The organism is Nocardia sp. NPDC127606, assembly GCF_042671725.1.
Lineage (GTDB): Bacteria > Actinomycetota > Actinomycetes > Mycobacteriales > Mycobacteriaceae > Nocardia.
Genome location: NZ_JBHXWQ010000001.1, coordinates 902,482 through 923,963, shown reverse-complemented (window position 1 = coordinate 923,963; position 21,482 = coordinate 902,482). Strand labels below are relative to the sequence as shown.

Here is a 21,482-nt window from a genome sequence, read left to right as displayed (position 1 = left end):
GCAGGATGCCCGATGACCGACCAGACTACGTTCCCCCGCACCGACTCCGAATCGCTCCTGGTAGGCGCGCTGCGCAGCTCCGCCGCGCGCCGAGGCCGACGCAGGGCCGCCCGCCTCGCGACCGCGCTCGCGGGACGGTTGCGACTCGCTGTCGCGGCCGGGCTCGCGGTGGCCGTAGCGGCCGTGACCTCAACTCTCGGTGGAGTATTCGCCCTGGCGGCTCTGGTCCGTGGGCTCGAACAGCTGCTGCCCGTCTGGGCCGCCTACGCCGTAACTGCCGCGCTCCTACTGACCTGTGCGGCGGTAGGGCTCGCGACCTGCGTGTGGTTACTCGCCCGCGCGGTACGCGCTGTCCATTCCTAGCACGCCTCGAGAATGTGGGTCGCGCAATTCATCGGGCATCTTCTTTCGTTCGGATTCCGGCCGCAGATACCGCGATAGCCGTAGCGGTTCAGGATAGGCACTGCTAATATCTTACTCAATATCTACACGCGCGTAGTAATTGACAACACGGATCGTCACAGCGACCCGACAGCACGAATTCTGGGGAGAAGCGCATGGCAACATTACGCACATGGTTGTCGCTACCGGAGGTGGCGCCCGCCGAGGACTACGGGTTCTTCGGACCCGATTCCGTCGCGTGGCGGGTATGGAGTTATCCGACCGGGCTGACCATCGGCTTCCAGCGAGCGGTCGTCATCGAGGAACTCGACCCCGCGTTGATCGCGGCGGTGGACACCACGAGTGCGATCTACAGCCGGCCCCGCACCCGCTACGACCGCACGTTGCGATACTTCGCGATGGTGATGTTCGCCGACAGTCGGTCGACGGCGAACGCGGCCGACATCCTGGTCAAGATCCATTCCAAGGCCGTGGGAATCGATCCGGTGACCGGCCGGGACTACGACGCGAACGATCCGCAGTCACAGCTGTGGATCCACCTCACCGCGTGGCATTCCTTGCTGGTCGCCTACGAGAAGTTCGGACCCGGGCGACTCGGCCCGGATGAAGAATCGCAGTACTGGCACGAATGCGCCCGCGCCGCCGAGCTCCAAACCTGCGATCCTGCCGATGTTCCCCGTACCCGCGAGGGTGTCGCGCAGTACTTCGAACGCATGCGGCCCCAACTCATCGGATCCGATATCGCCAAGAAGGCGATGAATCACCTCCTCGACGCCGAGGTGATGCTGCCACCGATGCCCCTCGTGCTTCGACCACTGTTCAAAATCGTCGCCGCATTCCTTCGGCGCGGAACATTGGCCACGATGCCGCGCTGGATGCGGGAAATGGCCGGGTTGCCGACCGGGCGGGCGCTGGACATCCTCGTCATCCCCTGGTTGAGCGCGGCGATGACATTGGTCAGCTTGAACACCCGGCTGCAATTGCTACTGCTGCAATTGATCTCCCCCACCACCGTACCGGTAGCGGCGCCTGTGTTGCTCGGAGTAGTGCCGAAGAACCCGGTGACGACGACGCCCCGGCAGGCACAGAAAACATATGGGTACGACATCCCGTCGCAAGCCCATCACGCACTCCGCGAGAAACAACGCAACCGCGTTTTGGGCGAACGTCTACCCCCTTCGGACGAGGGGCTCATCGAGTCGCAGCCGATCCTCGGCGACATCGCCTGAACACAGAATAGAGAGCAAGAATGTTGACAAAGCTCATGGAACGACAGATCAGTATCCGTCAGATGATGTATCTGGCAATCGCCGGTGGTGTCCCATATTTTGCGATCGGTGTGATCTGGTTGATCACCCACGACAGCCATCTGGGCGAATTGCACGGGCTCGACCGATTGTTCTCCACCATCGGCGAGGTGATCGCCTGGCCGGTATTGATTATCGCCGACATCGACCTTCGGTAAACGACCGGCACGATCCGCTCACCGCATGCGGTGAGCGGATTACCGTCGGTTAATCGATACGCAGCCCAGCTGGGCCGAACACCGTTGTCTCCGTCCCCGCAGTTGCGGCGCCCGGCTCGTTGGGCAAGGTCCGGACCATGGATCGGACGGTGGCGCGCAACCTTTCGGGCGGAAAGCGTTGCGGATCCGACAACACCATCCGTCCCAGCACTTCGGTGAATCCGAGCATGACGTGGGCGATCAGTTCGACATCGGCCTCATGCGGGCCGCCGCGCACAGCGAAACCGGCGGCCAACAGCTCGACACACTGATCGAGGAGCTTGTCGCGGGCAGCGCTGAGCAATTCGCGATAGTCGGACGGCGCACCGTCACTGTGCAGCAGGATCAGACGCCAGCGGGTCGGTGCCGCGGCGACAGATTCGAGAAAGGCCATCACCGCCGCGACGTACTCGCGATCAGGGTCAGATTCGTGCAGGTCACGCGGCATAGCCGTGAAGACCTGCCCCATTCCGCGTGAGTGTTCCCGGTGCAGCAGGTGCGCCACCAGCTCCGGCGCGGTGGGATACATCGCGTAGAGCACCGGTTTGGCGACGCCGGCTTCCTTGGCGACTGCCTGCATTGTCAGGTTCGCGAGCCCGGCGTCCCCGACAACACGGAGCGCGGCGTCGAGCAACTGCGTTCTACGCTCGTCCGGCGGTAGTCGGGGCCCGTTGCGGCGCTTCGGGCGAACGTTCGCCGGCATGCTCTCGGTACTCACCACTACATCATCTCCCATTCCGGTAGCGGTCGTCAGCGATCCCCTGTAAGAAGTTTTCCGATTCTCGCCGCCTCAAATGTCGTCAGTGCCCCGATAATTCGTATCGCAACCCGCCCGGACATTCGTCAGCGCGCAATCCCCGGTTCAGTTCCGCGCAGTACCGACTCAGCAGATATTCGAGGGACGAATCATGAGCCGAGATGTCCGTTAGAATCAAAGGGGGTGCGAGGAGTAGAACGATGAGTACCACCAGTGTGATTGTGATCATCATCGTCGCGGTCGTTGTTGTCATCGCGCTCGTGGCCGGCGCTGTGGTGTTGATGCGTAAACAGCGTGCGCACCAGCGGGTCGAGGCCGAGGGCATCCGCGCCCGCGCAACGGAACAGGAATTCGAGGTCGGTCAGCGAGAGGCGCGAGCCGACGAGATCGCCGCCCGCAGCCGCGCCGCCAAGGCCGAAGCCGAGGCCAAGGCCGCGCAGGCCGAGCAGCTAGCCCAGCAGGCACACGTGCACCGCGGTGATGCCGCGGATTCGCGAGCCGACCTGGACAAGGAATGGGAACGTGCGGACAAGGTCGATCCGGACACGAAATCGGGTCACGCATCCGAGTGACCCGGACCGGCCGACCCGGGGACGCCGCTATCGGCCTTCGCCAAACGTCACATATCGAGGACGACCGATCCACCGCAAGGCGCGTCGCCACGGCATCGCGGTGCGAACAGTCGTGAGCACGATGGCAGTCCCGGTAACAGCCATCCACGCCGGGAGCGGGTAGAACACGAGCCGTTCGGTCACGCCGACCCGAAGCCCGATCATCAGCAACACCGTCCCGGTCAACCCAGCAGTAGCGCAGAGCCCTGACCAGATGGTCGCGAGGCTGTCGTCGAACATCGCCGACTCGGCGGCATACCTATGCGAGACTTGGCAATTGCTCGTTCCGACACGTAGACGAACCTGCACATCGGTGGATCGAGGCCGAGTCTGCGGACTCGGCGGGACGGTTCACACCGCTCATCGGCTTCGGACATACATTCGTGGAGGGAGTCCGACATGGACCGCACGCTCAAAGTAGTCGCGAGCAAATCTGAGCAGGCCGCGCTCGCGCAGGACCACACCGTGACAGCCAACTACGACGCGTTCGCGTTGGTACAGGTCAATGAGGCCGAAGTTCGCGAGTTGAGCCGGCGCTATCTCGTCGAAGACATCACCGCGCAATACGAGATTCCACTCGGACCGACCTCGACAGACTCGATCGACACCGATCTGCCTCGGATCACCGGCGCACGGCGGCCTTCAGCTCATCCCGCCTACCAGCGCACCCGGCGCCTGGACGCCGGACCGCACCACTACCTGATCCAGTTCGTCGGTCCGATCAAGCCGCAATGGCGCTCAGCCGTGGAGAAGGCAGGTGCCTCGATCGTCGATGCCCGTTCTGGTTTCACGCTGGTCGTGCGCGCGACGGCCGAGCAAGTCGCGGCGATCGCGGCGTTGCCGGAGGTGCGCTGGGCCGGTCATCTGCCCGACCGCGCACGCCTGGACGTGACCACCGAACCCACACTGCCCCGAACAAAGTTGCTCCCCGACGTCCTCACGGTCGAGTTCTTCACCCCGGCCACCGCACGCGCCGCCAAGGCGAAGATCCGCAAACTCGGACTCGAGATCATCGGAGACGGCCCGGCGACGCTCATCGTCAAGGCACCCGAAGGCACCGATGCCGCTCGGCGCAAGCAACTGGCCGCCCTGTCGGCTGTTCATGGTGTGCGCATGGTGCGCAACCGGCCGATCAATCGCATCAGCAACGACGTCGCCGCGACGATCATGCGCGGGACCCCGACCACGCTGGGTGGGGTTTCCACTCTCGACGGCGACGGTGAGACGATCGCCGTGTGCGACACCGGATTCGACACCGGCACCACCTCGCCCGTACACCCCGATTTCAGCGGCCGCGTCAAAGCAGTCATGAGTTTTCCGATCACCTCGGAATTCGCTCCCTACATCAACAACGCCGGCGGCGATGACGGAGCGTCCGACCTCGATTCCGGCCACGGCACCCACGTCACAGGATCGGTGCTCGGCGACGGCGTCGCGAGTACGGCGGTGCCGGGGCAACCGGCGATCCGCGGTCTGGCCACCAAAGCGAAGTTGGTGTTCCAGGCCGTCGAGCAAGCCCTGGACTGGAAGAACCCCGCATTCGTCGCGAAGTACGGGCGCTATCTGCTCGCGGGAATTCCGGTGGACCTCGCCGACCTGTTCACACCCGCGTACAACAAGGGCGCGCGCATCCACACCAATTCGTGGGGTGGGGGCGACCCCGGGGTCTACGACGACCAGTGCCGTGCCGTGGACAAGTTCATGTGGGAGCACCCGCCGTTTTGCATCCTGTTCGCCGCGGGTAACGACGGCAGCGACTCCGACGGTGACGGCGAGATCAACCGCGGCTCCGTCACCTCGCCCGGCACCGCCAAGAACTGTCTGACGGTCGGGGCGAGTGAGAACCTGCGGCGTTCCTTCGACAGCGAGCGGTACGGCGACTGGTGGCCAGGCGACTACCCGGCACCGCCGTACAAGAGCGCTTCGATGGCCGACGACCCGGATCAGGTGGTCGCGTTCTCCAGCCGTGGTCCGACCGCGGACGGGCGCATCAAACCCGACGTCGTTGCCCCGGGCACATGGATCCTGTCGACGAAGTCGACGATGCTCAGCCCCACCGCAACCGGCTGGAAGCCGTTCCCTGGCTCCTCGAAGTACTTCTACATGGGCGGAACGAGCATGGCCACGCCGCTGACCGCCGGCGCGCTCGCGCTGCTGCGCCAGCACCTCCGCCGCGACCACGGCATCGCGACGCCGTCGGGTGCGCTCCTCAAAGCGGTGGTGATCGCCGGTGCTCGTCGCCTGCCGGGCACGGCGCCCGCAGCCACCGTGGCCGACGACCACCAGGGCTTCGGCTGCGTCGACGTGGCTGCGGTCGTTGCCCCGACAGCGCCGTCCACGCTGCTGGTTCGCCAGGGCAAGAAGGCGTCGACGGGACAACTCCACACCCTCGAGATCGAGATAACCTCGGCAGCTGTTCCGTTGCGGGTCGTGCTCGCCTACAGCGACTTCCCCGGCGAGACATTGGTCAACAACCTCAATCTCGTTGTCCGGGGACCGGACGGAGCACCCCGAGCCGGAAACAGCGGGCAGGGTGCCGGGCTCACCATGGACTCGACCAACAACGTCGAGGTCGTCGAAGTCGGCACACCCACAGCCGGTACGTGGAAGATCGATGTCATCGGCTCGAACGTCCCGCAGGGACCCCAGCCTTACGCGCTGGCGATCCTCGGCGCGGCGGCCGACTAACAACGAAAGGTCGAACGGTGCCGCGATCGATCCGAACCGATCATTCAATCACATTGCGATGCTTGCCTTTTCAAGCAAGGATGCGCAGATGTCTCGACGTCGACGGTGAACCCTGCTACGCGCCGCTGTCGCTGTCCGCGTTGGCCGAGTCGATCTCGGCCATGTGCACCTCGGCCCAGGCGCGCAGCGCGGCCAGCGGGATCTCCAAGGACAAGCCGAGTTCGGTGAGTTGATAGTGCACGCGCGGCGGCACGGTCGGCTCGACCCGGCGAGTGGCCAGGCCGTCACGGATGAGGCTGTGCAGTGTCACCGACAGCATCTTCTGCGAAACTCCCGGCATCCGCCGCCGCAAGTCGGCGAACCGCACTTCCTGCGGCGCGGCATCCGCGAGCACCTTGACCGCCATCGACGTCCACTTCGTCCCGATGCGGTCCAGTAGCTGACGCGTCGGGCATTGCGGATCGAACACGTCGCCACGCTCTGATCGGGTGGTCACCTCGACCTCACCACCTTTCGAGAAAGTGCCCTCTTGGCACCCCAGCAAAGGTTTCCTACCGTTTCCTGGTAACTAATCGTAACCAGGGAGGCCTTCATGCTCGACACCCCGCCTACAGGCATCGCCCTCCACAAGATCCCCACCAACGGCATTTACGCCAACGTGGCGACAGCGGGTTCCGGTCCGGCTGTCGTACTCCTGCACGGATTTCCACACACCTGGCAACTGTGGCACCAGATCATCGGCCCGCTGGCCACAGACCATCGAGTCATCGCACCGGACCTGCGAGGGTTCGGCGACAGCAGCCAGGCGACGAACGGGTACGACGCGGGCACCCTCGCCGCCGATATCGACGGAATCCTCGATGCTCTCGACGAACCGTCTGCTGCCGTCGTCGCCATCGACGCAGGCACCCCGGTCGCATTCTTGCTCGCCATGCGACGCCCGGACCGGATCCGACGTCTGATCCTCATGGAATCGCTACTCGGCCGCCTTCCGGGCGGCGAGGGATTCCTGGCAGCGGGCCCACCGTGGTGGTTCGGCTTCCACGCCGTCCCCGGCCTCGCCGAGTCCGTGCTGACCGGAAACGAAGCCGAGTACATCGACTGGTTCCTCGACACGGGAACACGCGGAAACGGCGCGCCACAACATCTTCGGGAGGCGTTCGTCGACGCTTTTCGGCGACCGGAAGCCCTGCGCTGCGCCTTCGAGTACTACCGCGCACTCCCGATCAGTGCTCGACAGATCGACGAAGCCGCGGCCACCGGCCGACTCGTGGCACCGACGCTCGCGATCGGCGCGCACCCGGTCGGTACCACTCTCGAACGTCAACTCCGCCCGATTGCTGACGATCTGACCGGCCACCTCATCCCCGACTGCGGGCACATCATCCCCTTGGACCGGCCTGCGGAATTGCTCCGTCTCGCCGCGCCGTTCCTCGCCCTCGACTGTCAGCGCCCTGGGCTCTCGCGCGGTTACCGATCAGACGCCGAACACAATGCCTGACACAACAGGCCTGGTGACAGTTGATCAGTCGGGTGGTTCTTGCGCGCCCTCGGTTTCGGCTATCTCCGGGGCGAGTTCCCGGGTCGCCATCCCGCCGTCCCTTCCCTGATCGCTGGGGCCCGGTCGACCACCCTTCGGTTCGGTGGATTCTTCGTCGTCGTGATTTTTCGTTGCTGACATGAAGTCCTCCTTTGTTCTCGCTTCGCAATACCCATTTCCGGCCGATCCATCGCGACAAAGGCGCGCTCGACCGCACCGACTGATCGATGGTCGGGTAGTTGTCCGAAGTCAGAAAACGAGGAAAACTGCGAGCGTGCCCACAGATGTCGAGTTCCAGGAGCTGCTGCGGGGAGTTTCGGTGCGCGTGACGGCGCCGCGGGTGGCCGTGCTGAGGGTGGTTCACGAACACCCGCATGCCGACACCGATTCGATCATCCGTGCCGTGCGGTCCCGCCTGTCGGTGGTGTCACACCAGGCCGTCTACGATTCATTGCGCACCCTCACCGCCGCAGGCCTGCTCCGCTGCATCCAACCTCGCGGCATGCTGGCCCGTTACGAGACCCGAGTCGGGGACAACCACCATCACCTCATCTGCCGGACGTGCGGGTTGATCGGCGATGTCGACTGCCAACTCGGCGAAGAGCCCTGCCTGACCGCTTCCGACGACCTAGGCTTCGCGATCGACGAAGCCGAAGTCATCTACTGGGGCTTGTGCCCTGACTGCGCGAACTGAACGCCCACCGAACACAACGCCGCTCGCAGCCCGTCCAGGAAGGAACATCGTGACCTCCGATAGCCGCCCGCCTGCTCCTGACAGCGACACGCACAGCACCAGTGAGAGCGAGAACCCGGCGATCCCCTCGCCCACTCCGAAGACCGACCAGCGCCCCAGGACCAACAAGGACTGGTGGCCGGAACAGATCGACGTCTCGGTCTTGCACGCGCACTCGTCCAAGTCCAACCCGCTGGGCGAAGACTTCGACTACGCATCAGAGTTCGCCGGGCTCGACGTCGAAGCCCTCAAAGCCGATATCGCCGCGGTGCTGACCGATTCGCAGGACTGGTGGCCCGCTGATTACGGCAACTACGGTGGCCTGTTCATCCGGATGAGCTGGCACGCGGCGGGCACCTATCGGATCGCCGACGGTCGTGGCGGCGGCGGTCAGGGAGCGCAACGTTTCGCCCCGCTCAACAGCTGGCCCGACAACGCCAATCTCGACAAGGCTCGTCGGCTCCTGTGGCCGGTCAAGCAGAAGTACGGCAACAAGATCTCCTGGGCCGACCTGCTCGTTTTCACCGGCAACGTCGCCCTCGAGTCGATGGGGTTCCAGACCTTCGGTTTCGGCTTCGGCCGACCCGATATCTGGGAGCCGGAGGAAATGTTCTGGGGGCCGGAGGACACCTGGCTCGGCGACGAACGCTACAGCGGCGAGCGTGAGCTGTCGGGACCACTGGGCGCGGTCCAGATGGGTTTGATCTACGTGAACCCGGAAGGGCCGAACGGCAGGCCGGATCCGGTGGCCGCGGCCCACGACATCCGCGAAACCTTCGCCCGCATGGCGATGAACGACGAGGAGACCGCCGCCCTGATCGTCGGCGGTCACAGCTTCGGCAAGACCCACGGCGCGGGCGACGCCAGCTCGGTCGGCCCCGAGCCCGAAGCCGCCCCACTGCAGCAGCAGGGTCTGGGCTGGAAGAGCGGCTACGGCACGGGTAAGGGCAAGGACGCGATCACCAGCGGCTTGGAAGTCGTCTGGACCGCCACCCCGACCGCCTGGAGCAACGGCTTCCTGCAGAACCTCTACGGTTTCGACTGGGAACTCACCAAGAGTCCCGCCGATGCCTGGCAGTGGAAGCCGAAAGACGGTGCGGGCGAAGGCCTCATCCCCGATCCATTCGGTGGTCCCGCCCGAACCCCGACGATGCTGACCACCGACCTGGCCCTGCGCGAAGACCCGGTCTACGCCGAGATCACCCGCCGCTGGCTCGACCACCCGGAGGAGCTGTCCGAGGCGTTCGCGAAGGCCTGGTACAAACTGCTACACCGCGATATGGGTCCACTCAGCCGCTATCTCGGCCCGTGGGTACCCGAGGCGCAGCTGTGGCAAGACCCGGTTCCCCCCGTCGACCACGCACTGATCGACGAGCAGGACATCGCCGCGCTGAAGAGCACTGTCCTCGCGTCCGGTCTGTCGATCGCGCAACTGGTCAAGACAGCATGGGCGTCGGCGGCGAGCTTCCGCAGCACCGATAAGCGCGGCGGTGCGAACGGCGCCCGGATCCGGCTCGAGCCCCAGCGCAACTGGGATATCAACGAACCCCCCGAGCTGGCGAAGGTGTTGCCGGTCCTCGAGCAGATCCAGCAAGACTTCAACGCCTCGGCCACCGGCGGCAAGAAGGTGTCACTGGCCGACCTGATCATCCTGGCCGGCTCGGCGGCGATCGAGAAGGCGGCAGGCGACGCCGGTCATCAGGTCACCGTGCCGTTCTCCCCCGGGCGCACCGACGCCACCCAGGAGAACACCGATGTCGACACCTTCGATGTGCTCGAACCTCGGGCCGACGGGTTCCGCAACTACGTGCGCCCTGGCGAGAAGGCTCCGCTCGAGCGGCTGCTGCTCGACCGCGCGTACATGCTGGACCTGACCGCGCCGCAACTGACGGTGCTGATCGGCGGCCTGCGCGCGCTCGGCGCCAATTACGGTGGCAGCGCGCACGGTGTCCTCACCGACCGGGCGGGCGTGCTCTCGAACGATTTCTTCGTGAATCTGCTCGATCAGAACACGCAGTGGCAGGTCTCGGAGTCGTCGGAGAACGTCTACGACGGTGTCGACCGACGTTCCGGTCAGAAGCGGTGGACGGCCACGGCCAACGATCTCGTCTTCGGCTCGCACTCGGTGCTGCGCGCGGTGGCCGAGGTCTACGGGCAGCAAACCGCAGGCACGAAGTTCGTGAACGATTTCATCGATGCCTGGGTCAAGGTGGCCGACAACGACCGGTTCGACCTGCACTGAGCTGTCTCGCACCCCGGTCGATCATCGGATCGGCCGGGGCTCGAACCGTTTTCAACCTTCAACAAAAACCTATCGTCGCAAACTTGAGGCTATCTTCTATGCGGTCCGGGCGAGCTGACCGAGCAACTGAAAGTCGCGCTGACCAATCGCATTACCATCGAACAGGCCAAAGGTGTACTCGTACACGCGAGAAACCTTGATATGGACCAGGCATTCCAAGCATTGCGCAACTACGGCCGTCGACGAAGCACACGCCTCTCCGATATCGCTCGTCAACTGGTCACCGGCGCGACCACAGCGCGCACAGTTCTCGACGATTGACACTCGGCCGGACAGCCTCAGCGACCCGGGCGAGCGACCGCGATGAGCAGGCCGCGCAAACCTGGCACGTAGAGACCTCCGGACTAGCTGCGTGGTCCGGCCTCGTGCCCAGGACGACCATGGGAGCGGCGGGCCTCTTTCATCTCCGCCTCGTACACGTGGGTGCGGCCGTCGACGAGTTCGTCGCGGATCTCGCGCTCGATCTGCCGGAACTGCGCGTAGTAGCCCTCGTCGTATTCCTCCACGATCTGGAAGGTCCACCGGTCGGGCAGCACGTTGCGGCCTACCAGCTCGACGGCCAGCTTCTCGGCGAGCTGATGATGACCCGCGGCGCGCAACATGTCGACCGCCTCGCCGAGCGCGAGATCGGCGCCACCGGTGAGCTGGTGGAAGCTGTAGAGGTGCCCGCGAGCACGTTCGGTCGTCTCCAACGCCTCCGACAGTTTGCCGACCGCTGCCACTGTCGAAGAGTGGACGCCGACGGGCCGTCGATGCCTCTCGGCAGGCTGATCGTTGTCAGTCATACTCCGAGGCTATCGCCAAACGCTCCCGCACGTCGATTTCGGCGATTGTCTGATTGCCTGCGCGGCGCCGGGGTATGCCGCTGCCGAGCGCCCGTACCGGATGCTCGCCAGCACATTTGAATGATAGGAGTAGACCATGCTCGGTCTCGGCATTCTCGGATGGATCATCATCGGCGGACTGGCCGGATGGATCGCCAGCAAGATCATGAAGACCGACGCCCAGCAAGGGATTCTGCTCAACATCGTCGTCGGTGTCGTCGGCGGCCTCCTCGGCGGATTCCTGCTCACATTCCTGGGTGTCGATGTCGCAGGCGGCGGACTGTGGTTCAGCTTCTTCACCTGTATCGCCGGCGCGGTCGTCCTGCTGTTCCTCGTCGGGTTGGTCACCGGGCGTCGCGGCGTGTCGCGCTAGCCGCTACCGGACGGGCACGACCCAGTACACGGCCCGAAGCCTCCATGGCTTCGGGCCGCTTCTGTCTCGACGTGTTTCATACTCGAAATTCGCCGCTGCATAGCTGTCACAGCAAGGTGTTTCGACGTGCGATATCCGATTCGTCTCCGAAAACGCGGGCATTCGAACAATGACACCGCCGTGTTCCAGATCGAAGGAGAGCCCCCTGTTCTCGAGACGACCGCGCCACCGCATGGGTCGCGTCGCGTTGTTGGGTGCTCTCGTATCGGCGGGTGTTATTGCCTTCGTGACGACTACCGAGTCGCGGGGCCTCGGTGGGGGCGCTGCTTCGGCGGACGCACTTGTCATCGGTCCAGCCGCCGGTGCGCAGTTGTGCGAGACGATGTGGGCCGATCTCGATAGCTGGCGCCGACAGGGCAGCGCCATTGCTCGCGTGAGGTTCAACGGTGTCGTCCACATCTGGGCGCTGCGCAACGGTGCGATCAATATCGCCCTCGCCCGTCATCGCGATGCGATCGACGTGGTCACTCGCGACCAGTGTCCCAACGCACGCCGGCAGACCACACAAATCATCGACACCGTGGATCTGGCGTCGGGGCTCGTCGGTTTCTGATTCCGCGAGCACGGCTGTTCAGGAACTGGTTTCCGCGGTAGCACCACAGTGGCGGCCCACCCACGGCCACCGACCAGCCCGGCCCCGGAACGGAGAACCATGTCGATGCAGGTAGCGGACTACGTCCTTGCGCGACTGCGGGGATGGGGTGTCCAGCAGGTCTTCGCCTACCCCGGGGACGGCATCAACGGCTTGGTCGCCGCTTTCGGGCGAGCCGAGAACTCGCCGCGGTTCGTGCAGAGCAGGCACGAGGAGATGTCGGCCTTCCAGGCCTGCGGCCTCGACGACCGGCCGATTGAGGCACGACGCAATGGGTATGGCCCAGCAATACCCACTCGAAGGGAGATATCCAATGGCATATTCGGATCGACAGCGTGGTGCCGTGCAGCGTCAACCGGACCAGGCCAGTGGTGAATTCCCCGATCACTCCCGAACGACGCGCAGTCACGCGGGCGAAGGCCTCGAGGACGGATACAACTTTCCCGGAATCATCCTGTGCGCCATGGGAATCATCGCGCTGGGCTTGTTTCTGACCGCCACCGGCTACGGATTCGGCGGCTGGGCAGTGATCGCCGGCATCGCGGCGGTCGTGCTGGCCGGTGCCGGTGTCACCTGGCTCCTGCTCGAACATCGACGCGTGAAAGCCAAGGAAGGGCTGAAGCTCACCGATCAACGCGGACACTGAGCGGGAGCCGGTGGGTGGCAAAGGTTTCCACGCCGAGCGGGTCGTCATCGCCCAGCAGCGGCATGATGTCCTCGGCCCATCTAGTCCTCGATCTGGGGATCGATCTCCACGACCCGGCCCTCGCACCGGGCGTCATCACCTCGGCAGTCCGGCGGCGGTCCCCGCCCTGCGTGGGCAGCGAACCCGACGCCCTCAGACCAAGCCCTCGACCTCGGCCACCGAGGGGGGATCCCGAGTCGTCGCCGCGAACACATCGATGAGCAGATCCGCGTCGTCGTAATGGGCCGAGGCTGACAAGCCAACGGTCCGGTGGGCGATTGCGTGGACGTCGTCGCCGGTCAGTGGGTAATCCGTTACGACGTGGCGCCAGTGCGCGCACAGCAGGGTGCCCCCTGGCTCGAGGTGCGCCACCGCTTGTTCGAAGACGTCTCGCAGACGCGCGGCGTCGAGGTAGTAGCAGACTTCACTGAATACGATGAGATCGAAATCCTCTGTCTCCCATGGCTGTCCCAGACCCCACAGCCGGAATTCCACCGGTGCGTGGAGCAGGCGCGACCGCGCGGCGTCGAGGGCACGCTCGGCGATATCGGTACTCACCAGGTGATCGCAGCGACCGGCGAGTTCCTCGGTGAGCACACCGATGGAGCAGCCGGGCTCGAACCCCCTTCGATAGTGCGCCCTCGGCAACATCGCCATCGTCAACGCGCGTTTGCGCTGTTCGTACCAGCGGGTGGTGAAGCGCCACGGATCGTCGTCGTTGGCATACATCCGATCGAAATACCCTGGCGGCATCGACATTTCGTTCACTGGAAGAAGACCTCGTCCGGTGCGGTGAACCGCTGGAGGACATGCGCGGGCAGGACAGGCCGGTCGGCTGGATGATCCGACAGCGGGCTGATCTGGGTGCGGTGTTGTGCCATCGCCCGCGCCTTGGCCGCGACTGCCGACGGCGACAGTGGCAGTGCGAAGGCATTCTCCGGGGTCACTCTCGGATGCTCCGGATTGCCCCAGTGCCACATCCACACCGGGTACTCGAGCAGCTCGGTCGCGGTGTTCCCACAGGCCGCGGCGGCGGCGCGGCCGACGGCTTCGTGGTCGGGGTGACCGTCGTGGCGCCAGGTGGCCGCGCACCGCACTCCTGGACCACCGAGGCGGCACAAGACATAGCTGAGCAGATCGGTGAGCTCGATCTCCCGCTCGGCGATACCGCCGTCAGGCATGCCGAGCCGCATCGGCGCTCCGGTGGCGAGTTCGTAGGCCGCGTTCTGCGATTCCTCGATGCGCAGAGCGGCCAGCTCAGCAGGAGCGTGGGTGGGTGAGCCCGGATGCGATGCTTCACCGTCGGTGACCGCGATCAGCGTGACCGGGATGTCGGCGGACCGCAACAGCGCGATGAGCCCGCCCGCTCCGAGCACCTCGTCGTCGGGGTGCGGCGCGACGACCACGAGATGGCGCCAGTCCTGGATCCGCAGTTCGGGTCGACTCGCCCGCCACTGCGCCCAGACACCTTCGCACGCGCCGGGACCCTCGGTATCGATCAGCGGCTGAGCAGCCACGAGAACTCCTTTTCCGCCTGGTCACGGCCGAGGTCGGCCAGATCGCGTTCGGCATGGCTCTGGCGCAAGTACACGGTCAGATCCGCGACCCGGCGAGCATGGGCACTATCGCCGCACAGCGGCCCCGCGCCGAGCGCGCGCCCGACCCGATCCAAGGTCTCGGTCGCCGCGTTCTCGACCACCGCACGGACGGTCCGGGCACGGACCCGACCGTCACCGGTGATGTCTCGCGGATCGGCGTCGATCGCGTGCGCGGCGGCGGAAAGGCTCGCGTGAGCGGCGGACAGCACTGCGGTGACCGCGCCCAGGTGAGCGAGCGCATGGTCGTCGGCGCGTCCGGCGGCCGCGTACCGATGCAGCGCTGCGGCGACCGCGCACGCGCTGCCGTACCAGCAAGCGGCCACACCGATGGCACCGTGCCAAAATCCGGGGCGGCTCAGATACTCACCGGGGACACCGACCATCCGCGCTGCGGCGTTGTCGAAATCGACCGCACCGGAGTCGGATTCGCCCATACCGACCGCAAGCCAGGTCCCGGGCACCGGCTGGGCGACAGCACGGTCGAGCGGCACCGCGAACAACGCTCGCTGCTCATCCGCGACCGCCGTGACCAGCGCGTGCGTGCACAGGCTCGCACCTGAGCACCACAGCTTGCGTCCATCGAGCACCCACCCACCGGAGACCCTGCGTGCTCGCAGCACAGAGGAAGGCGTTTCCGCGGCCCACACGCCCCAGATCTCGCCGGGCGCTGCTGTGAGACGAGCGTGGGCGTCAGTCGGCAGCTCCGGGACGCCAGAAGGGGGCGCGGCGTCGCCACTCAGCTCGGCCACAATCGCTGCGGCATCGGCGTGCGCCTCGGCCAGGCGGCCGAGAACTGTGTCCTCGTAGGCGATTTCGGCCAAGGCACGCCATCGCTCGAGAGTTCGTCCCGAGCCCGGCAACGGCAGATCCAGTCTTCCCGACCTCGCCAGCGTCGTCATGGCGACCGCGATCGGCGTCTCGGCTTCCGCACGTGAGCCGACGACGGAACTGTCCACGGACGTCACGAGACCTCCTGCGGCTCGTCACGTCCCAGCCTGCGCAGATGCTCGGCGAATCCGTGCGGCGCGCGACCCCTCCGCCGGGCAGAGGTGGTGACACGGACGTCCTCCGCCCAGGCGATCCTGGCGCCGGCGGCTAGCAGCCGATCGGCCAGGTCCACGTCCTCGCCTGTGCGTAGTGCGCGAAAACCACCGATTCCCCAGTACGCGTCGGCCCGGAAGCCGAGCGCGGCGCCGTGGAGATGGCCGTGACCGTCGGGCCCGTGGATGCGGTATTCGTGCTCGTAGATCCGTCGAGTCTGCGCCGAGTGTGCCGACCATCGGCGCACCCCCACCACGCCCGCTACCACCTCGAAACCCCTCCGCGCATAACTGAGCTGGGCGGACAACCAGGATTCGTCGACCTCGGAGTCGGCGTCAGTGGTCGCGAACCAGGTTCCGGCATCACAGCCCGCGCCCGCGTGCTCGAATCCTCGCCGCCGGGCGGCCCCGACATTGCGCTCGCAGACCGTCAGTACCTCGGCTGTCGAAGCGATCCGTGCCGAATCATCAGTGCAGGCGTCGAGCACGAGTTGCACACGTACCGGAACATCGACACGACTCACAGCGCGTTCCAGAGCTGCGAGACACCGAGGAAGCAGTCGCTCCTCGTTACGGGCGGGGACCACCACGACGACCCTGTCGATGTCACCGATCATGACCGGGCACTGCACGTCGCGACCGACGACTGATTCATGAGGTACGCCTACCCGCCTCTACTTCTGGCAAACAGCCACGACGAGTTCGCCGGTGCTCCTCGAGAACCCCAGCCTCCGGCCGTGTCGCCGCGAGGCGGCGATACGGCCGCGCGGGCAGGGACCTCCCGCGGCTCGTTGCTTAGCACAAGTAATGTAATGTATAGTTGCATTCTGCAAGTAAATATTCTCGTCTGGGAGTAGTCATGGCAGTGTCACCCGATACGGCTCAGAGCCTGATCAGAGAGCTCTATTTCATGGGCCGAGCCATCCGCGCTGCCCTCTCCCATCCAGACGAAGGGGACCTGCTCCCCGGCGGCATCGGCGTGCTGGGCTCGCTCGAGGCCAGGGGTCCGTGCCGACAGGTGGATCTCGCGGTGGACTTGTGCATCAGCCCATCGACGCTGAGCAGGCATGTTGCCGAGCTGGTGCGCTCGGGCAACATTGCCCGCCACGCCGATCCCAGCGATGGCCGGGCCACTCTCATCCAGGTCACCGACAAAGGAAGCGATCTGCTGCGGCGCGTCCGGATATCGCGAGCACGGGGATTGCAGACCGCTCTCGCCCATTGGAGCGAGGACGAAGCCGAACAGGCCACCTCGGTTGTTCTGAAGCTCAGGAATTCACTGGCCACAGTTGCGCACCACAGCGCGGTGGGCGCACGCCGGCCGGATTCGACAGGAAGTCAGGAAGCGGATGTCTAATTCAGTCGAGGCGGGGACGCGGCGGGCCCCGGTCGCGATGACCCATCGTCAAATCCTGGAAGCCATGACCGGGCTGCTGGCGGCGCTGTTCACAGCACTGCTCAGCACCACGATCGTGGCGACCGCGCTGCCCACGATCATCGGCGACCTGGAGGGGTCGCAGACCGCATACGCCTGGGTTATCACCACAGCACTGCTGGCCAACGCCGCGTCCACCCCGATCTGGGGCAAGTTCGCCGATCTGTTCAACAAGAAGCTGTTGGTCCAGTCGGCCATCGTCATCTTCGTCATCGGTTCGGTGATCGCGGGCGTCGCGGGCACTGTGCCCATGCTGCTGGCGGCACGAGTCATCCAGGGCATCGGCATGGGCGGCTTGACCGCGCTCGTGGTCGCGATCATCGGTTCCATCGTCTCGCCGCGTGAACGCGGACGCTATTCCGGCTACATGGGCGCCGTGATGGCGGTGTCGATGTCGGGTGGACCCATCCTCGGCGGCGTCATCGTCGACAGTCCGCTCGGCTGGCGCTGGTGCTTCTTCGTCTGTGTGCCCCTGGCCGTGATCGCCCTGGTACTGCTGCAGCGGACCCTGCGACTGCCGACCGAACGCAAGGAGGGGGTATCGATCGACTGGCTCGGCGCCGCCCTGATGACGGCCGGTGTGTCGGTGCTGCTCATCTGGGTGTCGTTCGCGGGGAAGGCGGATTACTACGCGTGGTTCTCTCGCGAATCGGCGTTGTATGTCGGCGTGGGCGTCGTGCTGCTGCTCGCGACCCTGCTGGTCGAATCCCGTGCCAAGTCGCCGATCATCCCGCTGTCGATCGTCACCGAGCGCACCACCGGTCTGGCGATCATCGCCTCGATCGCGGTCGGAATCGGCATGTTCGGAGCGACCACCTTCCTGGGCCAGTACTTCCAGACCGCGCGCGGATTTTCACCGACGGTGGCCGGAGTGCTGACCATCCCGATGGTCGCGGGCATGCTCGTCGCGTCGACCGGTTCGGGACAGCTGATCACCCGGTTCGGGAAATGGAAGGCGTTCGTCGTCACCGGCGGTGCCCTGTTGGTGGTCGGGTTCGGGCTGCTCTCGACGATCGATCACGCCACCAACCTGTGGCTGGTCGGCACCTACATCGCCGTTGTCGGGCTCGGTGTCGGCATGATGATGCAGAACCTGGTGCTGGCCGTGCAGAACACCGTGAGCGTGCACAATATCGGCGCGGCATCGAGCAGCGTCGCGTTCTTCCGCACCTTCGGTGGCGCGATCGGTGTCTCGGTGCTGGGGTCGGTGCTGGCTACCCGGGTGAGCGCGCTGTCCACAGAAGGTTTCGCGAAGATCGGTGTCACAACCAGTTCCTCCGGCGGCAGCAATCTGAACCTCCACGGACTACCCGCACCGATCGCGACGATCGTGCGTGCCGCCTACGGCGATGCGACCGGTCGGATCTTCCTCATCGCCGCGGGGGCGGCGGTCGTCGCCCTCCTCGCGACCGCGTGGCTTCCGAACCGACCGCTGCGCAGCACGATCGATATCGATCCGGCCCTCGACCCGACCGCGAAAGATTCCGCGTCGCAGGATAATCCGACCGATGCCGACGGAATGGCGGCGCTGGACGCCGAATTGGCCGTACTCGCGGAGTCGAGGTGGGAAGAAGACCCGGTCTGGGAAGGCGCTGAGCGAGTGTTGTCCGAGTCAGAGCTGGTGCCGACTGCTTCGGCCGGACGGCATGCGCCGGTAGATCAGAACGGTCATCGGGCGTACCAGGTCGACGCGTCGTCGCAGTCCGCTCCGTCCACCGGCGAGTTGTCCGGGTCGGGCATCGGCGGTGGATCGGTGGACGGTCACGTCCGCCGCGAGGATGGTCATCCGTTGCCGGGTGCTGTGTTGACGTTGATCGATCAGGGTGGCCGTCAGGTCGCACGAGCGAGCAGTGCCGCTGATGGTGGTTATGCGATCAGTGCGCCGGAGTCGGGTGGTCATGTGTTGATCGTGTCGGCGATGGGGCACCAGCCGACCGCGGTCAATGTGTCGGTCGGTCAGCGGACCCAGCGGATTGATCTGACCCTGGTGGGTTCCGGTGAGGTGTCGGGTGTCGTCCGTACCGCCGCCCACGGTTCGCCGTTGTCGGGTGCGACGGTCACGTTGACCGATATGCGCGGTGAGGTGGTCGGGGCCGCCGTCACGGGCGGCGACGGCACCTATCTGTGCCACGGCGTGGTGTCGGGTGTCTACACCTTGGTCGCGGCAGCGGAGCACATGCGTCCCAGCGCGATCACCTTGACGGTGCCGGACAGCGGTGTGTTGCGTCAGGACATCAATTTGACCGCGATGGCGGTACTTGCCGGATCCGCGCTGGCCGACGGCGGCCGGGCGGCACCGGACGTGCTGGTCAGCGTGCTCGACGCGGCGGGTGAGGTGGCCGCGACGGTACGCACCGATGAGAACGGCCGCTATGTCGTCACCGATCTTCTCGAGGGGCAATACACCGTGATCGCTCGTGGTTATCCGCCGGTGACCGGGCAGGTCACTGTCTCCGGTGGCGAGGCCGCCTACGACGTGCAACTCGGCTACGAGCGCGGGGATCGTTGATGAGCGGGTTGACCGGTCGTGTTCGCACCGCGGAGGGGTGGCCGGTGCCGGACGCAGTGTTGACGGTGACCGATATGAGGGGCAGCCAGATCGCCCGTGCGGTTGCCGACGAAACCGGAGCGGTGACCACCAGCCTGTTGCCCGCGGGAGTTCACACCGCGGTGCTCACCGCGGTCGGGTTCGAGCCGGTGGCGCGGATCGCGCAGATCTCTTCGACGGGGACGGGCGTGCTCGGTGAGGTGCTGTTGGTGCCGGCGATGGGGGCGGTGGCGGTGCCGCCGCCGGGACCGTGGACGATCGATCCCGCACATTCGACGGTGATCGCCACCGCGCGTCATCTGGGAATCGCGAGTATCAAAGCCCGATTCGCCGAGGTGAGTGGGCGACTCGATATCGCTGAGTCGTTCGAGCGATCCACCGGGCACGCGGAGATCAAGGCAGCGGGTATCGATACCGGTATCTCGATGCGTGACAATCACCTGCGCTCGCCGGAGTTCTTGGATGTCGACAGGTATCCGATGATCACTTTCACCGGTCACGGATTGCGTCGTACCGGAGGTGACACCTGGGTGATGGCGGGTGAGCTGGCCATGCACGGGCAGCGTCGCTCGGTCGATCTCGAGGTGGCCTACGGTGGGTTCGGGCCAGATCCGTGGGGTGGGGTACGCGCCGCGTTCCACGCCGAAACACTCTTGCACCGCAACGATTTCGCGATCGATTACAACGCGGTTGTGCGCGCGGGAGTGGCCGCCGTCGGCACCACCGTCAAAATCGAACTCGACATCGAAGTGGTACAAGGCGAGCAGCTACCCGCCATCTAGCGGGTCACCCACACCGGGCCCCGTCGGCCTTGTCCAACACTGACCGCACCAGCCAGGAGTGTGTATGTCGGGCGCTTTTCCGCGCCCACTCCCCCGGCATGACCACACGCAACATGGCGAACCCTCACCGAGTAAACGGCAGTACCGCGGCCAGCGCGCGTAGCGCCTCGAGGTAGTCCTCGTTCAACGGCTGGATCGCGACATGGTCGGCGCCCGCGTCCAGGTGCGCCACCAATCCGGCCGCGACTTCGGCGGGCGTGCCGTTGACGGCGAGAACATCGATCAGCCGATCGCTTCCCGGCTTGGTGATGTCTTCCTCGGAGAAGCCGACGCGGCGCAGATTACCCAGGTAGTTCACCAGCCCCAGATACATCGAAACCGTGCCCCTGGCGAGCTCGCGCGCCCGCGCCACATCGTCATCCAGGACTACCTTCTGCTCCGCGACCAGAAGCGCTTCCGCACCAAGCGTTTCGCGGGCAGTCCTGGTGTGCTCAGGCGGGGTGAGGTAGGGCAGCGCGCCCGCGGTCCGGTCACGGGCGAGTTTCAGCACGCGCGGTCCGAGCGCCGCCAACGCCCTGCGCTCCTTCGGCACACCCGCGGCGTCGAGTTCGTCCAGGTAAGCCACCAGCGCTTCGTACGGCTTGACTGCCCCCGCGCCATTGGCCTCCCGATGACCCACCCCGATGCCGAGCAGGAAGCGCCCAGGAAATCGCTGGTCGATACGGTGAAAGGACTCCGCGACGGTCTCTGCCGGCGCCGTCCAGATATTCACGATGCTGGTACCGACAATCAGCGATTCCGTTGCCTCCAGCAGCGATTCGGCCACCAGCAAATCGGCAGGCGGCGATCCGCCGAGCCACAACGCGCCGTATCCCAGTTCTTCGATCTCGCGGGCCGCCGCCGGGGCGAACCCCTTGTAGTGGCGCCACACACCGAATTTCCCGAGATCACTGTTGGTCATGCCGGAGGCAACGCGAGTCCCGTCGCGACTATTCCGAGGCCAACTCG

The 21,482-nt window shown here is 65.6% G+C and carries 25 protein-coding genes and 2 pseudogenes; 17 read left to right on the top strand and 10 right to left on the bottom strand.

Annotated features, from left to right (window positions below):
• Nucleotides 1-12: 12 nt before the first annotated feature.
• The 3 genes from ACFVJ5_RS04405 to ACFVJ5_RS04395 all read left to right on the top strand — a co-directional run bounded on the left by ACFVJ5_RS04405 (nucleotide 13) and on the right by ACFVJ5_RS04395 (nucleotide 1,867).
• Nucleotides 13-363 carry a hypothetical protein gene (locus ACFVJ5_RS04405; protein WP_379218459.1) on the top strand — a complete coding sequence of 117 codons (351 nt, stop codon included), beginning with the start codon at nucleotides 13-15 and terminating at the stop codon, nucleotides 361-363.
• A gap of 194 nt (nucleotides 364-557) precedes the next feature.
• Nucleotides 558-1,631, top strand: a complete 1,074-nt coding sequence (locus tag ACFVJ5_RS04400; RefSeq protein ID WP_379218458.1) for an oxygenase MpaB family protein — start codon at nucleotides 558-560, stop codon at nucleotides 1,629-1,631.
• A gap of 20 nt (nucleotides 1,632-1,651) precedes the next feature.
• Nucleotides 1,652-1,867: a hypothetical protein gene (locus tag ACFVJ5_RS04395; protein WP_379218457.1), complete on the top strand. Its 216-nt coding sequence runs from the start codon at nucleotides 1,652-1,654 to the stop codon at nucleotides 1,865-1,867.
• Between the two features lie 49 nt (nucleotides 1,868-1,916).
• Here the strand turns inward: ACFVJ5_RS04395 and ACFVJ5_RS04390 are convergent, their stop codons facing one another.
• Nucleotides 1,917-2,624, bottom strand: a complete 708-nt coding sequence (locus tag ACFVJ5_RS04390; protein WP_379218456.1) for a TetR/AcrR family transcriptional regulator — start codon at nucleotides 2,622-2,624, stop codon at nucleotides 1,917-1,919.
• A 239-nt stretch (nucleotides 2,625-2,863) separates the two neighbouring features.
• Here ACFVJ5_RS04390 and ACFVJ5_RS04385 point away from each other — a divergent pair, with 239 nt between their 5' ends.
• Entirely contained in the window at nucleotides 2,864-3,235 is a 372-nt protein-coding gene (locus ACFVJ5_RS04385) for a hypothetical protein (protein WP_379218455.1), read from the top strand.
• Between the two features lie 27 nt (nucleotides 3,236-3,262).
• Here the strand turns inward: ACFVJ5_RS04385 and ACFVJ5_RS04380 are convergent, their stop codons facing one another.
• Nucleotides 3,263-3,514 carry a hypothetical protein gene (locus ACFVJ5_RS04380; RefSeq protein WP_379218454.1) on the bottom strand — a complete coding sequence of 84 codons (252 nt, stop codon included), beginning with the start codon at nucleotides 3,512-3,514 and terminating at the stop codon, nucleotides 3,263-3,265.
• A gap of 159 nt (nucleotides 3,515-3,673) precedes the next feature.
• Between ACFVJ5_RS04380 and ACFVJ5_RS04375 the strand changes: the two genes are divergently transcribed.
• Nucleotides 3,674-5,962, top strand: a complete 2,289-nt coding sequence (locus ACFVJ5_RS04375) for a S8 family serine peptidase (RefSeq protein ID WP_379218453.1) — start codon at nucleotides 3,674-3,676, stop codon at nucleotides 5,960-5,962.
• 115 nt (nucleotides 5,963-6,077) lie between these two features.
• Here the strand turns inward: ACFVJ5_RS04375 and ACFVJ5_RS04370 are convergent, their stop codons facing one another.
• A complete protein-coding gene (locus tag ACFVJ5_RS04370) occupies nucleotides 6,078-6,458 on the bottom strand; it encodes a winged helix-turn-helix transcriptional regulator (RefSeq protein WP_379218452.1) in 381 nt (126 codons plus the stop codon).
• 96 nt (nucleotides 6,459-6,554) lie between these two features.
• Here ACFVJ5_RS04370 and ACFVJ5_RS04365 point away from each other — a divergent pair, with 96 nt between their 5' ends.
• Nucleotides 6,555-7,463 carry an alpha/beta fold hydrolase gene (locus ACFVJ5_RS04365; protein WP_379218451.1) on the top strand — a complete coding sequence of 303 codons (909 nt, stop codon included), beginning with the start codon at nucleotides 6,555-6,557 and terminating at the stop codon, nucleotides 7,461-7,463.
• Nucleotides 7,464-7,487: 24 nt separating this feature from the next.
• Here ACFVJ5_RS04365 and ACFVJ5_RS04360 read toward each other — a convergent pair whose 3' ends face one another.
• The gene (locus ACFVJ5_RS04360; protein WP_379218450.1) at nucleotides 7,488-7,643 is read right to left on the bottom strand and encodes a hypothetical protein; all 156 of its coding nucleotides are present in this window, start codon (nucleotides 7,641-7,643) and stop codon (nucleotides 7,488-7,490) included.
• Nucleotides 7,644-7,776: 133 nt separating this feature from the next.
• On the opposite strand from ACFVJ5_RS04360, the gene ACFVJ5_RS04355 reads away from it, so the two are divergent.
• The 3 genes from ACFVJ5_RS04355 to ACFVJ5_RS04345 all read left to right on the top strand — a co-directional run bounded on the left by ACFVJ5_RS04355 (nucleotide 7,777) and on the right by ACFVJ5_RS04345 (nucleotide 10,798).
• Complete coding sequence (locus ACFVJ5_RS04355; protein WP_379218449.1) at nucleotides 7,777-8,196, top strand: Fur family transcriptional regulator; 420 nt, start codon at nucleotides 7,777-7,779, stop codon at nucleotides 8,194-8,196.
• 49 nt (nucleotides 8,197-8,245) lie between these two features.
• On the top strand, nucleotides 8,246-10,477 hold the full coding sequence (katG, locus tag ACFVJ5_RS04350) for a catalase/peroxidase HPI (RefSeq protein WP_379218448.1): 2,232 nt from the start codon (nucleotides 8,246-8,248) through the stop codon (nucleotides 10,475-10,477).
• Nucleotides 10,478-10,627: 150 nt separating this feature from the next.
• Complete coding sequence (locus tag ACFVJ5_RS04345) at nucleotides 10,628-10,798, top strand: ANTAR domain-containing protein (protein WP_379219771.1); 171 nt, start codon at nucleotides 10,628-10,630, stop codon at nucleotides 10,796-10,798.
• Nucleotides 10,799-10,881: 83 nt separating this feature from the next.
• Here the strand turns inward: ACFVJ5_RS04345 and ACFVJ5_RS04340 are convergent, their stop codons facing one another.
• Nucleotides 10,882-11,322 (bottom strand): hypothetical protein, encoded by a 441-nt coding sequence (locus ACFVJ5_RS04340; RefSeq protein WP_379218447.1) that lies wholly within the window; start codon nucleotides 11,320-11,322, stop codon nucleotides 10,882-10,884.
• A 136-nt stretch (nucleotides 11,323-11,458) separates the two neighbouring features.
• On the opposite strand from ACFVJ5_RS04340, the gene ACFVJ5_RS04335 reads away from it, so the two are divergent.
• The 4 genes and pseudogenes from ACFVJ5_RS04335 (at nucleotide 11,459) to ACFVJ5_RS04320 (ending at nucleotide 13,032) form a co-directional block, all read left to right on the top strand.
• Nucleotides 11,459-11,734 (top strand): GlsB/YeaQ/YmgE family stress response membrane protein, encoded by a 276-nt coding sequence (locus ACFVJ5_RS04335; protein WP_379218446.1) that lies wholly within the window; start codon nucleotides 11,459-11,461, stop codon nucleotides 11,732-11,734.
• Between the two features lie 232 nt (nucleotides 11,735-11,966).
• Nucleotides 11,967-12,347 (top strand): hypothetical protein, encoded by a 381-nt coding sequence (locus ACFVJ5_RS04330; RefSeq protein WP_379218445.1) that lies wholly within the window; start codon nucleotides 11,967-11,969, stop codon nucleotides 12,345-12,347.
• A gap of 99 nt (nucleotides 12,348-12,446) precedes the next feature.
• Nucleotides 12,447-12,626, top strand: a pseudogene (locus ACFVJ5_RS04325) (thiamine pyrophosphate-binding protein); the annotation flags it as partial.
• A gap of 73 nt (nucleotides 12,627-12,699) precedes the next feature.
• The gene (locus tag ACFVJ5_RS04320) at nucleotides 12,700-13,032 is read left to right on the top strand and encodes a hypothetical protein (protein WP_379218444.1); all 333 of its coding nucleotides are present in this window, start codon (nucleotides 12,700-12,702) and stop codon (nucleotides 13,030-13,032) included.
• Nucleotides 13,033-13,224: 192 nt separating this feature from the next.
• On the opposite strand, the gene ACFVJ5_RS04315 is transcribed toward ACFVJ5_RS04320, so the two are convergent.
• From ACFVJ5_RS04315 to ACFVJ5_RS04300, 4 genes are all read right to left on the bottom strand, one after another.
• The gene (locus ACFVJ5_RS04315; RefSeq protein WP_379219770.1) at nucleotides 13,225-13,824 is read right to left on the bottom strand and encodes a class I SAM-dependent DNA methyltransferase; all 600 of its coding nucleotides are present in this window, start codon (nucleotides 13,822-13,824) and stop codon (nucleotides 13,225-13,227) included.
• A gap of 11 nt (nucleotides 13,825-13,835) precedes the next feature.
• Nucleotides 13,836-14,588: a PIG-L deacetylase family protein gene (locus tag ACFVJ5_RS04310; RefSeq protein WP_379218443.1), complete on the bottom strand. Its 753-nt coding sequence runs from the start codon at nucleotides 14,586-14,588 to the stop codon at nucleotides 13,836-13,838.
• On the bottom strand, nucleotides 14,570-15,568 hold the full coding sequence (locus tag ACFVJ5_RS04305) for an acyl-CoA dehydrogenase (RefSeq protein WP_379219769.1): 999 nt from the start codon (nucleotides 15,566-15,568) through the stop codon (nucleotides 14,570-14,572). Before ACFVJ5_RS04305 ends, ACFVJ5_RS04310 begins: the two co-directional genes overlap by 19 nt.
• A 62-nt stretch (nucleotides 15,569-15,630) precedes the next feature.
• Nucleotides 15,631-16,326, bottom strand: a complete 696-nt coding sequence (locus tag ACFVJ5_RS04300) for a glycosyltransferase (RefSeq protein WP_379218442.1) — start codon at nucleotides 16,324-16,326, stop codon at nucleotides 15,631-15,633.
• 242 nt (nucleotides 16,327-16,568) lie between these two features.
• Here ACFVJ5_RS04300 and ACFVJ5_RS04295 point away from each other — a divergent pair, with 242 nt between their 5' ends.
• From ACFVJ5_RS04295 to ACFVJ5_RS04280, 4 genes and pseudogenes are all read left to right on the top strand, one after another.
• A complete protein-coding gene (locus tag ACFVJ5_RS04295; RefSeq protein WP_379218441.1) occupies nucleotides 16,569-17,066 on the top strand; it encodes a MarR family winged helix-turn-helix transcriptional regulator in 498 nt (165 codons plus the stop codon).
• A 37-nt stretch (nucleotides 17,067-17,103) separates the two neighbouring features.
• A pseudogene (locus ACFVJ5_RS04290) lies at nucleotides 17,104-18,615 on the top strand (MDR family MFS transporter); the annotation flags it as partial.
• 48 nt (nucleotides 18,616-18,663) lie between these two features.
• Nucleotides 18,664-19,653, top strand: a complete 990-nt coding sequence (locus tag ACFVJ5_RS04285) for a collagen binding domain-containing protein (RefSeq protein WP_379219767.1) — start codon at nucleotides 18,664-18,666, stop codon at nucleotides 19,651-19,653.
• Nucleotides 19,653-20,474: a YceI family protein gene (locus ACFVJ5_RS04280; RefSeq protein ID WP_379218440.1), complete on the top strand. Its 822-nt coding sequence runs from the start codon at nucleotides 19,653-19,655 to the stop codon at nucleotides 20,472-20,474. The genes ACFVJ5_RS04285 and ACFVJ5_RS04280 overlap by 1 nt, the downstream gene beginning before the upstream one ends.
• A gap of 124 nt (nucleotides 20,475-20,598) precedes the next feature.
• Here the strand turns inward: ACFVJ5_RS04280 and ACFVJ5_RS04275 are convergent, their stop codons facing one another.
• On the bottom strand, nucleotides 20,599-21,435 hold the full coding sequence (locus ACFVJ5_RS04275) for an LLM class F420-dependent oxidoreductase (protein ID WP_379218439.1): 837 nt from the start codon (nucleotides 21,433-21,435) through the stop codon (nucleotides 20,599-20,601).
• Between the last annotated feature and the right edge of the window lie 47 nt (nucleotides 21,436-21,482).